Here is a 14,783-nt window from a genome sequence, read left to right on the forward strand (position 1 = left end):
CCGTGTTGTGTGGGGGCGGGCCCGCGCGCCCGGCGGGGCGGGGCGGGCGCCGGTGGGGGGGTCGGGGGGCGTGTGCCGCCGGGCCCCCGGCGGCCGCTACCCCTGCCCATCAAGCTCCGGGTAGTGGCGGAAGATGCCGTTGGTGTTGAACGGCAGCCGCCGGTCCGAGCCGAGATACGCAGCGATGTTCGGCCGGCCCGAGACGCGCTCCTGCAGCGCGCGCAGCAGCGGCAACGTGGGTGACAGCACCTGCATGCGCCGCGGGAACATGTAGTCCAGCCCGCTCAGCAGCTGGAACAGCGACAGATCCACGTAGGAATGTTCGCGCAGTGGATGCCGGCCGCCGTTGGCTTTCAGCACCTGCTCGAAGTAGCCCAGGAATTTCGGCAGCCGTTCGCTGCGCATGATCGCTGCGCGTGCCTTGGCCTCGCTCTTCTGATCTTCGTAGTACTGCGAGGAGGCGATGGGGTGGTGGGTGTCGTGCACCTCGGCCACCAGATCGGCGATGGTCAGCTGCAGCTGCAGGGCCTGCATGCGACGCGACGCTGCCTGCGGCACCAAGTCCAGCGTAGGGCCAAGGAAATCGAGGATGGCCGCGACCTGCGCGATGACCTGCCGCCCTGCCTTCAGGAAGGGCGGCGCGAAGGGCTGGGTGCCCTCGCTGTGCCCTTCCAGGAAGGGCTGCATCACCGCATCGCCATGCACCCGTGCCATGTCGGTGTAATCGGCGCCGGCGTCTTCCAGCGCCAGCCGCACGAACTCACCACGGCCCTGGATGCCGGTCCAGTAATACAACACGTACTGCATGGGAGGTTCTCCGCAGGGATAACCCCGGCAGCCTCGCGCGAAGCCTGCAAAGCAGGCGTGAGCGTGAAGTGCGTGCAGCGCTGAAGCCCAACGCCAGCGGAACAGACGGGGAACCCTCACCCTGCATGCGAGTCACACCTTCTCCATGCGTGTGAAAAAGAGGTACTGCATCATGCAGAGTGGAAAGGCAGTGTGGCCCTGGGTGCTGGGCGTGGTGGTGGTGGGTGGAGCCGGTGCGTGGTTGTTCCGCGATCAGCTGCAGAGCCTGACCGACGGCGTATCGGTGCCGGTGCAGTCAACACCTGCAGCGACAGGCGCGCCATCACCGGCAGTGGCCTCCACGCCGCCTGCGCCGGTGCCGCCGCCGATCAAGCATCCGCTGGATACCGAGGCCGCCGCCGACCCCGCGTTGCCGGCGCTGGCTGACAGCGATGCGGCCGCGTGGTCTGCACTGAGCGGGCTGTTGCAGGGCGAGGGCGCGCTCGGCCTGTTGCTGCGCGATCACATGATCCAGCGCGTGGTCAGCCATATCGACAATCTGGACAAGCCGAGCGTGCCGCCGACGGCACTGGCTGCGCGGCCCCTGCCGGGCAACCTGCAGGTCGAGGCGGGCGAGGGCGGTGAGCACATCGCCGCCGCCAATGCCGCCCGTTACGCGCCGTACGTGCAGGCGTTCACCGCCGTGGATGCGGGCGCCGTGGGGGTGAGCTACAAGCGCTTCTATCCGCTGATCCAGCAGGCCTATGTCGATCTGGGTCGCCCCGATGGCTACTTCAACGACCGCCTTGTGGCCGTGATCGATCACCTGCTGCTGACGCCGGAACCGGCGCAGCCGGTGGCGGTGCAGCGGGATGAGCGGGGGCGCTACCGCTTCGTCGACGCTGACCTGCAATCACGCTCGATCGGACAGAAAACCCTGCTGCGCATGGATCCGGCGCAGGCGCGGGCGGTCAAGCAGCAGCTGCGGGCGATCCGCACGGCCATCACCCGCTAGGCCAGGCCCGCTGGCGAACTGACCTGGATCAACGCGCCGAGCACACCCGTTCCGGCATGCTGGCCGCAGGCTGACTGGCCTCGGAATGCAGTCGCAGCCACCCTTGAAACCGGGTGGGGCAGCCGCATCTTTCCAGCATCGCCGGCGCGGGCCGGCCCCGATGACCGATGAGGTTTCGCAATGCGGATGGACAAGCTCACTTCGCGTTTCCAGCAGGCGCTGGCAGACGCACAGTCGCTGGCGGTAGGCCGCGACAACAACATCATTGAACCGGTGCACGTCTTCAGTGCCCTGCTGGACCAGCAGGGCGGCAGCACGCGGCCGTTGCTGGCCCAGGCCGGCGTCAACGTGCCGGTCCTGCGCGAACGCCTGGACGAGGCGCTGGAAGCATTGCCGAAGGTGTCCGGCCAGGCCGGCAACCTGTCGATCGGCAATGACCTCAACCGCCTGCTCAACCACACCGACAAGCTGGCCCAGCAGCAGGGCGATGCCTTCATCGCCAGCGAGTGGTTCGTGCTGGCCGCGCTGGAAGACGGTGGCAGCCTGGGCATGGCGCTGCGCGCGGCGGGTGCCGACAAGACCCGGCTGCAGGCGGCCATCGACAAGCTGCGTGGCGGTGAGAACGTGCAGTCCGAGAATGCCGAAGAACAGCGGCAGGCGCTGGAGAAGTACACCATCGACCTGACCGCGCGCGCGGAGAGCGGCAAGCTCGACCCGGTCATCGGCCGCGACGAAGAGATCCGCCGCACCATCCAGGTGCTGCAGCGGCGGACCAAGAACAACCCGGTGCTGATCGGTGAACCCGGCGTGGGCAAGACGGCCATCGTTGAAGGCCTGGCCCAGCGCATCATCAACGACGAAGTGCCCGAAGGCCTGCGTGGCAAGCGCGTGCTGTCGCTGGACATGGGCGCGCTGATTGCCGGTGCAAAGTTCCGCGGTGAGTTCGAAGAGCGCCTGAAGGGCGTGCTGAACGATCTGGCCAAGAGCGAAGGCCAGATCATCCTGTTCATCGATGAGCTGCACACCATGGTCGGCGCGGGCAAGGCCGACGGTGCGATGGATGCCGGCAACATGCTCAAGCCTGCGCTTGCACGCGGCGAACTGCACTGCGTCGGGGCAACCACGCTGGATGAGTACCGCAAGTACATCGAGAAGGATGCTGCGCTGGAGCGTCGCTTCCAGAAGGTGTTCGTGGGTGAGCCGACGGTGGAAGACACCATCGCGATCCTGCGCGGGCTGAAGGAAAAATACGCGGTGCACCACGGCGTGGAGATCACCGACCCGGCCATCGTGGCGGCGGCGACCTTGTCCAACCGTTACATCACCGACCGCCAGCTGCCGGACAAGGCCATCGACCTGATGGACGAGGCCGCCTCGCGCCTGCGCATGGAGATCGATTCCAAGCCGGAGGAACTGGACCGGCTGGAACGACGCCTGATCCAGCTGAAGATCCAGCGCGAAATGCTGAAGAAGGAAAAGGACGATGCTTCGCGGCAGCGCCTGGCGGATCTGGAAAGCGATATCGACGGCCTGGAGCGGGAGTTCTCCGATCTCAACGAGGTCTGGAAGTCGGAGAAGGCCGCGTTGCAGGGCGCGACCAGGATCAAGGAGCAGGTCGAGCAGGCCAAGGTCGAGCTTGAGTCGGCGCAGCGGCGGCAGGATTTCGCGCGGATGAGCGAGATCCAGTACGGCGTGCTGCCGCAGCTGGAAAAGCAGCTGGCCGCGGCCCAGGAAGTGGACAACAAGGACTTCCGGCTGGTGCAGGACCGCGTCACCGACGAGGAAATCGCCGAGGTCGTGTCGCGCTGGACGGGGATCCCGGTCAACAAGATGCTCGAAGGCGAGCGTGACAAGCTGCTGCGCATGGAAGAGGTGCTGCACAACCGCGTGGTCGGCCAGGAAGAGGCGATCAAGGTGGTTTCCGATGCAGTGCGCCGCTCGCGTGCCGGCCTGTCCGATCCGAATCGCCCGGGGGGTTCGTTCCTGTTCCTCGGCCCGACCGGTGTGGGCAAGACCGAGCTGTGCAAGTCGCTTGCCGAGTTCCTGTTCGACAGTGCCGACGCGATGATCCGCATCGACATGAGCGAGTTCATGGAAAAGCACAGCGTTGCCCGCCTGATCGGTGCGCCCCCGGGCTATGTGGGTTACGAGGAAGGCGGTTACCTGACCGAGGCCGTGCGTCGTCGCCCGTACTCGCTGATCCTGCTGGATGAGGTGGAGAAGGCGCACCCGGATGTGTTCAACATCCTGCTGCAGGTGCTGGACGATGGTCGCTTGACCGACGGCCAGGGCCGCACCGTGGACTTCCGCAACACGGTCATCGTGATGACCTCGAACCTGGGCTCGCACCAGATCCAGGACATGAGCGGTGATGACTCGCCGGAGGCCTATACGCAGATGAAGGCGGCGGTGATGGGGGTGGTGCAGGCGCACTTCCGCCCGGAATTCATCAACCGCCTGGACGACATCGTGGTGTTCCACCCGTTGGACAAGCAGCAGATCAAGCAGATCGCGCGCATCCAGATGCGTGGCCTGGAAAAGCGCCTGGCCGAGCGTGGCTTGAAGCTGGTGGTGTCAGATGCAGCGTTTGACCTGCTCGGCAACGTGGGCTTCGATCCGGTCTACGGCGCACGTCCGCTGAAGCGCGCGATCCAGGCACAGCTGGAGAATCCGCTGGCGCAGCAGATCCTCTCCGGTGCGTTCGCCAACGGCGATACCATCGAGGTGGGCAACGACGGCGGCCATCTGGTGTTTGCCAAGGCGTGACTGGAACGGAGCGCTGCCTGACCGCAGCGCTCCGTTTCCTGCATGCAGCGCCGGGCAGCACCCGGCGATCCTTCAGAAGCGGTGCGTGTACCCGCTCATCACGCCGAACTGGTTGGCCTTCTGCACGATCGGGCTGTCGGCTGCATCGCCGAGCAGGCGGGTGCCTTCCACGGCGATGTACCAGTTGCCGTTGCGGCCGGCGCGGTGGCTCCACTTCATGCCCAGGCCGGCGCTGACCAGGCCGGCCTTCGGCTTGTGCTGCGCAAACCCGGTGCGCGTTGCCTGCTCCGGGCTGACGCCGTACCAGGTCTGCACGTAGCCGCGGTTGCCGTAATCGGTGGAAACGCTGCCGCTGACCACACCGCCGGCGAGGTCGAACAGCGGCATCTCCAGGTTCAGGTGGATCTGCTGGGTGGCAAGGCCGTTGTCGCCCTTGTCATCGTCCTTCAGCGTGTACTGCCAGGAACCACTCAGTACCGCCTCACCCAGCGTATAGCCAGCCGCCAGGCCCAGCAGGGGCCGGGTATCGATATCGCCCATGCCACGCAGGAAGTCCGATCCGCCGAGGATCGAGTTCTTGTCGCGGCGACTGCCGCTGCCGCCGACGTAGGCGCGCACGCGGGTGTGTTCGCCGACCGCCGTGCCCCAACCCGCACCGCTGGTGCCCAGAAACCAGCCGCCCGGTGAGGTCACATCGAAGGACAGCGTCGGTGCGGCCTGGAATTCTTCGCTGCCGCTGTAGCGCGGTGCGACGCCACCGCCGGCAGCAAGTTCGAAGGTCCACTGGTCATCCCTGGCATGCGCGGTGGACGCGGCGAACAACGGCAACAGGCTCAGGCCGAGCAGGGTGGGGAAACGGCGGGGGTGGGACATGGCAACTCTCTGCAATGGGAGGAATTGCAGCGCGCGCATCCGGCGCAGGCTGCAGGGTCGCCAGCGTGGCGGGATGCCAGCGACCAGTCCGTCCGCAGTTGTGCGGGAGTTGTAAGCAACTGTAAGCGCGGCCTGTGCCGTTCAGCTGGCAGCCATGGGCCAGAGCATTTCCATGCGCGCTCCGCCCAAGGTGGCGCGCCCCACACGCAGCTCGCCGTGGTGGCGAACCGCAATGCGCCCGGCGATCGCCAGGCCCAGGCCGAAGCCGCCGGTGTCGCGGCTGCGGCTGTCATCCAGGCGGGTGAACGGTCGCAGCACCTTCTCGCGATCACCTTCGGCAATGCCGGGGCCATCGTCATCCACGCGCAGGCAGGCTTTGCCGGCCACGCTGACCAGCGAGACCTCCACCCGCGTGCGCGCATGGCGCAACGCATTGCCGACCAGGTTGCTCAAGGCCAGCTGCAGCAGGCGTGGCGCTGCGTCCACGCCGGCCAGCGCGCTGGGCCAGACCTGCAGCACCAGGTCTGCGCGTTCGGCGTCACGGCGCGCATCCTCCATGCAGGCCTGCAGCCAGTCGTTGGCCTCGATGCGCTGCATCGATTCACCCTCGTCGGGGTGTTCCAGGCGCTCGTAAGCCAGCAGTTCGCTAACCAGGCGGTTGAGTTCGGCCAGATCGCCCTGCAGGCCGCTCGCAAGATGTGCCCGGCGCGCCGGATCGTCGCTGCGTTGCATCAGGTCCAGTCCGAAGGCCAGGCGTGAGACCGGCGTACGCAGTTCGTGCGAGATGGCATGGGTGAGGTCACGTTGCCGCTGCACCAGCTCGGCCACGCGCGTGGCCATGCGGTTGGAGTGCTCCACGATCACCTTGATCTGCGAACGCGGTGAAACCTGCGCGCGCGCCTGCAGATCGCCGGCACCGATGCGGTCGGCGTGCTGGCGCAGTGCCTCCAGGTCACGCCACAGCAGTCGGACCCAGGCGTAGAGCGCTGCGCCCACCAGCAGCAGGACACCCAGATAGGCGGCAACGGTCATGTACAGGGTCATCTGTACTTCACCGGGCAGGCGCAGCTGCAGCCAGCGTCCGTCGACGCCGTCGATGGGCAGCAGGATCTGCTGATAGCGATCGCGGACGATGAAGCTGTCCTGGCGCAGCATGGCCCGCTCTGGAACATCCAGCCGCGGCGGCGTATCCAGCAGTGACAGCCCGATGCCGTAGTGCGGCTGCCAGTGCGCCAGCCGGCGCTGTTGCGCCGCCAGGTCGAGGCCGGTCAGGCCGCTGCGCAGGGCATACACCTGGCCGCGTACCTGCTGCACGAAGACCCGGTCCTGCATGGGGGAATAGATTCCATCCAGCATGTGGTTCAGGGCGAATACCGAGAGCACGAAACAGGCGCCGGTGACGAACCACAACCACAGGAACAGCCGCTTCATGCCGACCAGGCCGACGGATTGAACTGGTAACCACGCCCCCACACGGTCTTGATCCTGCGCGGCTCGCGCGCGTCGTCACCGAGCTTGCGGCGCAGCTTGCCGATGCAGACATCGACACTGCGGTCCAACCCATCGAAACCAATACCGCGCGCGGCCTGCAGGATCTGGTCACGCGACAGGATCTGCCCGGGCTGGCTGGCCAGCAGCCAGAGAATCTCGAACTCGGTGGTGCCCAGTTCGACCGGTTGGCCGTGCAGCTGGACCTCGCGCTGCACGCGATCGATCAGCAGTTGCCCATGCATCAGCCGGCAGGGGGTGCCCGATGACCCACCGCCATGGCGTCGACGCAACAGCGCGCGCAGGCGCGCCAGCAGCAGGCGCGGCTCGACCGGCTTGTGCACGAAATCGTCGGCGCCCGATTCCAGTCCCAGTACCTGCTCGATGTCATCCTCGCAGGCAGTGAGCATCAGGATCGGCACATCGGAAAAGCTGCGGATCTGCCGGCACACATCGATGCCGCCCAGACCCGGCAGCATCAGGTCCAGCACCACCAGCGCCGGCACGTGCTGGCGGCAGGCGGCCGCCGCCAGATCGCCACGTGGCACGTGCTGCACGCAGAATCCGTGCTCCTGCAGATAGTCGCTGACCAGTTCGGCCAAGCGCCGGTCGTCCTCGACCAGCAGCACCGGCGTCGGCGCTGCGCCAGGGGCGGGTGTCCATGGGGGTGGCTGCACGGCTAGGCTCCTTGCCCGAGCGGCGCCCGGCGGCGAAGCCTAGCAATGGCCCATGGCAACTTCCTGAATCGCCGCCAACCTGATAACCGCGGGTATGGACGTCATCGCCAGGCGCTCTGAGTGGCTGCGGCGGGCTGGCCTATGGTGGTTGCTTCCCCGGATGGAGCCTGGCGCAATGAGCGATCCGCAGTGGCAACTGGAAACCCTGGCCGTGCATGGCGGTTACCGTCCCGACCCGACCACCCGTGCGGTGGCGGTGCCGATCTACCAGACCGTCGCCTACGCCTTCGATGACACCCAGCACGGCGCCGACCTGTTCGACCTGAAGGTGCAGGGCAACATCTACACCCGCATCATGAACCCCACCACCGACGTGCTCGAGCAGCGCGTGGCGGCACTGGAAGGCGGCATCGGCGCGCTGGCGCTGGCTTCGGGGCAGGCCGCGATCACCTACGCGATCCAGACCATCGCCGAAGCCGGTGACAACATCGTCGCTGCCAGTGCGCTGTATGGCGGCAGCCTCAATCTGCTGGCGCATACGTTGCCGCAGTACGGTATCCAGGCGCGCTTCGCCGATCCTGCCGATCCGGCCGCGTTCGCCGCGCTGATCGATGAACGCACCAAGGCGGTGTTCGTCGAATCGATCGGCAATCCGCGCGGCAACGTCACCGACATCGCCGCAATCGCCGAGGTCGCGCATGCGGCGGGGGTGCCGCTGATCGTCGACAACACCGTCGCCACGCCTTTCCTGCTGCGCCCGTTCGAACACGGCGCCGATATCGTGGTGCACTCGCTGACCAAATACCTGGGCGGCCATGGCACCAGCCTGGGCGGTGCGATTGTGGATTCCGGCCGCTTCGACTGGACCGCACAGCCGCAGCGTTTCGCCCGCCTCAACCAGCCCGACCCCAGCTATCACGGCGTGATCTACACCGAGGCGCTCGGGGCTGCCGCCTACATTGGACGGGCGCGGGTAGTGCCCCTGCGCAACACCGGCGCAGCGCTGTCGCCATTCAATGCGTTCTTGATCCTGCAGGGCATCGAGACCCTGGCGCTGCGCATGGAACGGATCAATGCCAATGCGCTGGCGGTGGCGCAGTACCTGCAGGCGCACCCGAAGGTGGCGTGGGTACGCTACGCCGGTCTGGCCGAAGACCCCGAACACGCCGCGGCGCAGCGCTACCTCGGCGGCCACGGCTCGGGCGTGCTGACCTTCGGCCTGCCCGGTGGGCGCGACGCCGGTGCACGTTTCCTCGATGCGCTGAAACTGTTCACCCGGCTGGTGAACCTCGGCGATGCGAAGTCACTGGCCACCCATCCCGCCTCGACCACCCACCGCCAGCTCGACGCCGATGAACTGGCCCGGGCCGGTGTCAGCGAGGACACCGTGCGGCTGTCGATCGGTATCGAGCACATCGGCGACCTGCGTGCGGACCTGGAGCAGGCACTGGCCGCTGCCTGATAGCCGCGCGCTTGGTACATATCGCCACAGGCGATCACCACCGGCCACGCGATGCGTTACGGTGGAACTGCCTCTCCAAGGCGTGGCGGAACTGGTAATCCCAGCAAGTCGAATCCCCGACGGGTGCGGGCCCGCCGGGGATTTTTTTGTTTGGCAGACCCTCACCATGCGTGGATGCACTTCGATGACCATTCATCCACGCATGGCGTGGATCTACTGCAGAACGCGGGAATCTGTCGAAGGCGGGGCGTCCCTTGCAACCGGGCCCATCCCGCCATTCCCAGAAAGCCAGCTTTTGCCGTTGCCGTTGAAGTTGATTCGGCAGGTGCAGGGCTGCAAGCCCTGCCGCCCCCCCCTCACACCACCGGAATGCTGTGCTGCCCGATGTTCCGGTACGGCGGCGTCGCCATCACCATCTCCGCCAGCGAATAGGCCAGCTCGCGCTCCGCCATCACCGTGCCATCGGCACCATGTTCCAGCAGGTGCTTGACCTCGGCATCGCTGTGCGCGCGTGCCAGCAGGGTCAGGTCGGGGTTGAGCGCGCGCAGCTTGGCCAGCGTTTCGCCGGCCTCAAGCGGCTGCGGGATCGCCAGCACGGCAATCTTGGCGCGCTCGGGATGGGCCTCGGCCAACACCTTGTCGGCGGCGGCACTGCCGCGGATGCCGGGCAGGCCGGCGGCATGGGCCGCGGCCACGTGTTCCTTGTTGTCGTCGATGATCATCACCGGCACGCCACGGTCACGCAGCACCTGTGCCAGCGCGCTGCCAACGCGGCCGTAGCCGATGACGATGGCATGGTCGTGCAGATCCAGCGACGGGCCGGGCGGCAGTTCGGTTTCCACCGCCGCCGGGGTCGCTTCCTGGTGCTTCAGCAGCCAACGATCAAGCAGGCCGAACACCAATGGATTGAGCATGATCGAGATCAGCGCGCCGGCCAGCACCAGCGCCTGGCCGGTGGGTGGCAGAATCTTCAGGGTCACGCCGAGGCCGGCGATGATGAAGGCGAACTCGCCGATCTGCGCCAGGCTGGCCGAGATGGTCAGTGCGGTACCGGTGGGGTGGCCGAACGCACGCACGATGAAGAACGCGGCGGCGGATTTGCCGAACATGATGATGGCGGCGGTGGCCAGCACCTGCCACGGGTGCTCGATCAGGATGCCGGGATTGAACAGCATGCCCACCGAGACGAAGAACAGCACCGCGAAGGCATCGCGCAGCGGCAGCGAATCGCTGGCCGCCTTGTGGCTCAGTTCGGATTCGTTGAGCAGCATGCCGGCGAAGAACGCGCCCAGCGCGAAGGACACCCCGAACAGCATGGCCGAACCGAACGCCACGCCCAGCGCGATGGCCAGCACCGACAGGGTGAACAGTTCGCGCGAGCCGGTACCTGCGATGCGCTCCAGGATCCAGGGAATGACCCGGCGGCCGACCACCAGCATCACCGCCACGAACAGGCCCAGCTGTACGAAGGTCCAGCCGATGCTGGCCAGCACGCTGCCGATGGTATGGGTTTCGTTGGCGGCATCGGGGCCGAACACACCGGCCATCACCGGCATCATCACCAGGGCCAGCACGCACGCCAGGTCTTCGACGATCAACCAGCCGACCGCGATCTTGCCGCGCTGGGTTTCCAGCAGGCGCCGCTCTTCCATCGCCCGCAGCAGTACCACGGTGCTGGCGGTGGCCAACGCGAAGCCGAACACGATGCCATGGATGACCGGCCAGCCCATCAATGCCGCCAGGCCCCAGCCGAGCAGGGTAGCGACAAGGATCTGGCCGATGGCACCGGGAATGGCGATGGCCTTGACCGCCATCAGGTCCTTCAGCGAGAAGTGCAGGCCGACGCCGAACATCAGCAGCATCACGCCCAGTTCGGCCAGCTGGTTGGCCAGCGCCTGGTCGGCGACGAAGCCGGGGGTGAACGGGCCAACGCAGATGCCAGCAACCAGGTAACCGACCAGAGGAGACAAGCGGAGCTTGTTGGCCAGCGCGCCGAAGATGAAGGCGAGCCCGAGACCAACGGCAACGATGTTGATCAGGTCGGTGTCATGGTGCATCGGGTCTCGCAGGAAAATGGGGGATGCCCCGATTTTCACCGATGCGGCCAGATACGGCAAACCCAGCCAGCGTATCGGATCGTTACGTAGGCGGCTTGGACGGGCGCGGTATCAACCCTGATGAGGGTCGGCTGGTCCTCGCGGGCCGAATGGCGCCTACCTGGGGTCGGCTCCAGGCGCAGCCGTCGACGATCACACCATCTGCCGGCGCTGGGTCTCTTCCAGCGCGGGCTCGGCCTGCTGCGGCGGAGCGGCCAACTGCTTGTCCAACTGATGAACCTGCCGCAGTGACTCCCCGATGGACTGCCCAGCAACGTTGTTCACGGTACTGGTCGCCCACGATGCGCAGGTGTTGCCATATGACCAGGTGACATTTTCGCCCAATGCTTGGTCAATCCGCTTGACCTGCTCGGGAGTCAATTCGTAATAGCGTCAAGCCTCAGGTGTGGCCAGGGCTTCCCTGCCTGCACGGATGTCCGAACCTGGGCCATTGTCCTCAACCAGCGGATGGCTGTCTGGCCACAGGCCATGGAACGTCGTCTGGCCATTTCACGTCACCGAGATCCAAGCGTGGCCGTCCACGAACTGATTGAACGACCCCTGTGTATTGGGGTCCACGTGACTGTGGACATGGGATGCCCTTATGGAAAAATCTGTGTTTCGCCATCGGCGAACCGCATCACCACGCGCGGCGCCATCAAGGGAATTTCCTGACGGGCTGGGCCAGGAGGTCCGGGCTTCACGTCGCGCCGCAGCATGGTTGTGCATTGGCCGGATATGGGACAGCGATCAACAACGACCGTCATGGTGCCTTCCTCCACGACATAGCTCATCCCTGCTGCGTAATACATGCTTTCCATCGGCTCATTGAACTGGACCTGGAGCTTCGCTGCGGAAAGCTGGGTTACGACGACTGGCTCGAGGCTCGATTTGGAATAGCTGGGTTTCACGTGATCTCCTGAACACCCTGACAGGGGGGCCGCCAACGCAATCCACGCCAGCGCAGCGTGCACATGGCGGCGAGTGATGCAGGCTCTCGTCACGGAGTGGCTCCTTCGTTGGTCCCTTGATTATGCACAGGACAACCTGCACTGCGCGTGCAGCAGAGCACAGTCTGGAAACCGGGCGCAGGAACGAGCGCCGGGCATGGCCCGGCGCTACCCGTTACCGCTTACCAGTTGTACTTGATCCGGCCGTACACATACGCGCCGTTGAAGCCGAACGGCGAGTAGTTGCTGTACGGCAGCATGCCGAAGGTGGAGTTCTGCAGGTCTTCGGTGCGGTCCGGGTACTTGTCCAGCAGATTGTCGGCGCCGACGGTCAGGGTCCAGTTGCTGCTCGGCTTGTAGCTGGCCGAGGCATCCACCACCCACGCATCGCCATAGGTCTGGTCGCGCGCGGCGGTGGCCGAGTTGCGCACCGTGAACTTGCCGTAGCGGGTGGCGGCCAGGCCCAGCTCCCAGTGGTCCGAACGCCAGGTGCCGCTGAGGATGGTCTTGTCGTGCGGGTAGCTGTCCTCGATGCGGCCGATCTCATCACGGCCGATCAGCGACTGGGTCAGGCCCAGCGTGCCGAACACCGCCGGGGTGCCACCCACGCGGCGCACTTCGGTGTCGTTGTAGCTGTAAGCGGCGGTCAGTTCCAGGCTGCTGGCGCTGAAGGGCACCGTGTAGCTGGATACGAAGTCCACGCCGCGGGTGCGGGTATCCAGGCCATTGGTGAAGTACGAGAACGCCGTCACCTGCGGCAGACCGAGGCTGCCCAGCAGTGCGCTGGACGCGGCGTTGGTGGTGATGCTGGACGACAGCGCGATGCGGTCATCGATGTCGATCTGATACGCATCCACGGTCACGTACAGGCGGTCGACCGGCTGCAGCACCAGGCCCACGCTGTAGGAGGTGGACGTCTCGGCCTTCAGCGGCGAAGCCCCCAGCGCCTGCGCGGCCTGGCTGGTGGTGGGGAAGGTGCCGCGTTCAACGAACACGCCATTGGTGAACTGGCTGGTCACTGCCTGGTAGCCCTGCTGCGGCAGCGAGGGCGCACGGAACCCGCTGGAGGCAGTTGCACGCAGCGCGACCTTGTCGGTGAACGCATAGCGCGCCGACAGCTTGCCGGAGAACCGATCGCCGAAGTCGGAGTAGTCCTCGTAACGGCCGGTGATGCCGGCCGAGAACTTCTCGGTCAGGTCCGCTTCCAGGCCCGCATAGACGGCGTAGTTGTGGCGGTCGGCGTGCACTTCATTGGTCGGGGTGAAGCCACCGAAGCCCTGCGCGCCGCTGCCGGTGTAGGAGTTCAGTTCGCCCGGGTTCTGGTCCCACTTTTCCTTGCGGTACTCACCGCCGAAGGACAGCGTGACCGGGTAGGCCAGGCCCCAGTCCAGCGACTTGGTCAGGTCGGCGTTGAAGATGTCCTGCTGGTATTTCAGCGTGCCGTCGTAGAACGAGCGCGGGCTGGTCGCGCCCAGGCTGTAGTTGATGCTGTTGCGGGTGTGGAAATCCAGGGTGTTCTCGCCGTGGTTCAGGCTCAGGTCCCAGGTCCAGCCGTTGTCGGTGTTGCCCTTGACGCCGGCCACCAGCGAGCGGTCCTTGGAATACTGGTTGATTTCCGGCACGAAGCCATCGGGGTAGGTCTGCGCCAGCAGCGCGGTCTGGTTCAGATGATTGCGCGAACGGTAGAACGCGAACGAGGTGATGTCGCGGTTGCTGAGCAGCGCGCTGGCGTAGCCGGTCACATGGTCGCTGAAGTTGAAGCTGGCATTGATCGAGGCCGCGGTGGCATCCACCTTGGGGTCGCCGACCACGAAGGTGGTCTGGCCGATGCTGGGGAAATTGCCGGTGTTCGGGGTGGTGCCGCGGTAGGGACCGGCGCGGTCGCTCTCGTCCTGCTGGCTGATCTGGCCAGCCACGTGCACGCGGCCGCGGCCGTTGCCGAATTCCACGCCGGTATCGCCGGACAGCTGGTACTTGTTGCCATCGCCTGCCGAGTACTGGCCATGGTCCACCGCCAGGCTGCCACCGCTGCCGCTGCCCTTCAGCACGATGTTGATCACACCGGCAATCGCATCGGAACCGTACTGCGCAGAGGCGCCGTCACGCAGCACTTCCACGCGCTCGATGGCGGCGATCGGGATGGCATTGATGTCCACCGCCGACGAACCGCGGCCGATGCTGCCATTGACGTTGATCATCGCCGAGGTGTGGCGGCGCTTGCCGTTCACCAGCACCAGCACCTGGTCCGGCGACAGGCCGCGCAGCTGTGCGGGGCGCACGCCGCTGGTGCCATCGGTCAGGGCCGGGCGCGGGAAGTTCAGCGAAGGCAGCGCGCGGGACAGCGCCGTGGCCAGTTCACCGGTGCCGGTGGACTGCAGGATCTCCGGGGTGATGATGTCGATCGGCGACTGCGATTCTGCGACCGTGCGGTCGGCCACGCGGGTGCCGGTGACGATCACCGCGTCCAGGGTGTTGGCGGTGGCGCCGGCCTGCTGGGCGGCGGCAACGAACGGGGAGCCACCGAGTGCGACAGCGACGGCGGCGGCGATCAGGCTGGTCTTGCGGGTCATCGGGATGGGGCTCCGGTTGGCGGGGGCGGCACCGGGATCGACATCACGGGGGTGAGGCGGACGACGGTTGTTGCGGTGCGCAATACAGCAATTAACGGGA

Annotated in this window: 11 protein-coding genes; 3 read left to right on the forward strand and 8 right to left on the reverse strand. The window is 66.3% G+C overall.

The window, feature by feature from the left end; translation table 11 throughout:
* Positions 1–96 precede the first annotated feature (96 nt).
* A complete protein-coding gene (locus ACVOLJ_RS17750) occupies positions 97–807 on the reverse strand; it encodes a glutathione S-transferase (protein WP_481564728.1) in 711 nt (236 codons plus the stop codon).
* 172 nt (positions 808–979) lie between these two features.
* On the opposite strand from ACVOLJ_RS17750, the gene ACVOLJ_RS17755 reads away from it, so the two are divergent.
* Both ACVOLJ_RS17755 and clpB read left to right on the forward strand, forming a co-directional pair.
* Positions 980–1,801, forward strand: coding sequence for a DUF3014 domain-containing protein (locus ACVOLJ_RS17755; RefSeq protein ID WP_481564729.1), 822 nt, complete (start codon positions 980–982; stop codon positions 1,799–1,801).
* A gap of 180 nt (positions 1,802–1,981) precedes the next feature.
* Entirely contained in the window at positions 1,982–4,567 is a 2,586-nt protein-coding gene (clpB, locus tag ACVOLJ_RS17760; RefSeq protein ID WP_475280104.1) for an ATP-dependent chaperone ClpB, read from the forward strand.
* A gap of 72 nt (positions 4,568–4,639) precedes the next feature.
* Here clpB and ACVOLJ_RS17765 read toward each other — a convergent pair whose 3' ends face one another.
* The 3 genes from ACVOLJ_RS17765 to ACVOLJ_RS17775 all read right to left on the reverse strand — a co-directional run bounded on the left by ACVOLJ_RS17765 (position 4,640) and on the right by ACVOLJ_RS17775 (position 7,605).
* Positions 4,640–5,440, reverse strand: a complete 801-nt coding sequence (locus ACVOLJ_RS17765; RefSeq protein WP_481564730.1) for a MipA/OmpV family protein — start codon at positions 5,438–5,440, stop codon at positions 4,640–4,642.
* Between the two features lie 141 nt (positions 5,441–5,581).
* Positions 5,582–6,871, reverse strand: coding sequence for an ATP-binding protein (locus ACVOLJ_RS17770; protein ID WP_481564731.1), 1,290 nt, complete (start codon positions 6,869–6,871; stop codon positions 5,582–5,584).
* Positions 6,868–7,605, reverse strand: a complete 738-nt coding sequence (locus tag ACVOLJ_RS17775) for a winged helix-turn-helix domain-containing protein (RefSeq protein WP_475280101.1) — start codon at positions 7,603–7,605, stop codon at positions 6,868–6,870. Before ACVOLJ_RS17775 ends, ACVOLJ_RS17770 begins: the two co-directional genes overlap by 4 nt.
* Positions 7,606–7,780: 175 nt before the next feature.
* On the opposite strand from ACVOLJ_RS17775, the gene ACVOLJ_RS17780 reads away from it, so the two are divergent.
* The gene (locus ACVOLJ_RS17780; RefSeq protein ID WP_481564732.1) at positions 7,781–9,067 is read left to right on the forward strand and encodes an O-acetylhomoserine aminocarboxypropyltransferase/cysteine synthase family protein; all 1,287 of its coding nucleotides are present in this window, start codon (positions 7,781–7,783) and stop codon (positions 9,065–9,067) included.
* Positions 9,068–9,423: 356 nt separating this feature from the next.
* Here ACVOLJ_RS17780 and ybaL read toward each other — a convergent pair whose 3' ends face one another.
* The 4 genes from ybaL to ACVOLJ_RS17800 form a co-directional block, all read right to left on the reverse strand.
* Positions 9,424–11,124, reverse strand: coding sequence for a YbaL family putative K(+) efflux transporter (gene ybaL, locus ACVOLJ_RS17785; RefSeq protein ID WP_481564733.1), 1,701 nt, complete (start codon positions 11,122–11,124; stop codon positions 9,424–9,426).
* A 192-nt stretch (positions 11,125–11,316) separates the two neighbouring features.
* Positions 11,317–11,448: a hypothetical protein gene (locus ACVOLJ_RS17790; RefSeq protein ID WP_481564735.1), complete on the reverse strand. Its 132-nt coding sequence runs from the start codon at positions 11,446–11,448 to the stop codon at positions 11,317–11,319.
* Between the two features lie 317 nt (positions 11,449–11,765).
* On the reverse strand, positions 11,766–12,074 hold the full coding sequence (locus tag ACVOLJ_RS17795; protein ID WP_475280096.1) for a hypothetical protein: 309 nt from the start codon (positions 12,072–12,074) through the stop codon (positions 11,766–11,768).
* Between the two features lie 221 nt (positions 12,075–12,295).
* The gene (locus ACVOLJ_RS17800) at positions 12,296–14,683 is read right to left on the reverse strand and encodes a TonB-dependent receptor plug domain-containing protein (RefSeq protein WP_481564736.1); all 2,388 of its coding nucleotides are present in this window, start codon (positions 14,681–14,683) and stop codon (positions 12,296–12,298) included.
* Positions 14,684–14,783: the final 100 nt, after the last annotated feature.

It is taken from the genome of Stenotrophomonas sp. STEN046 (assembly GCF_056759755.1).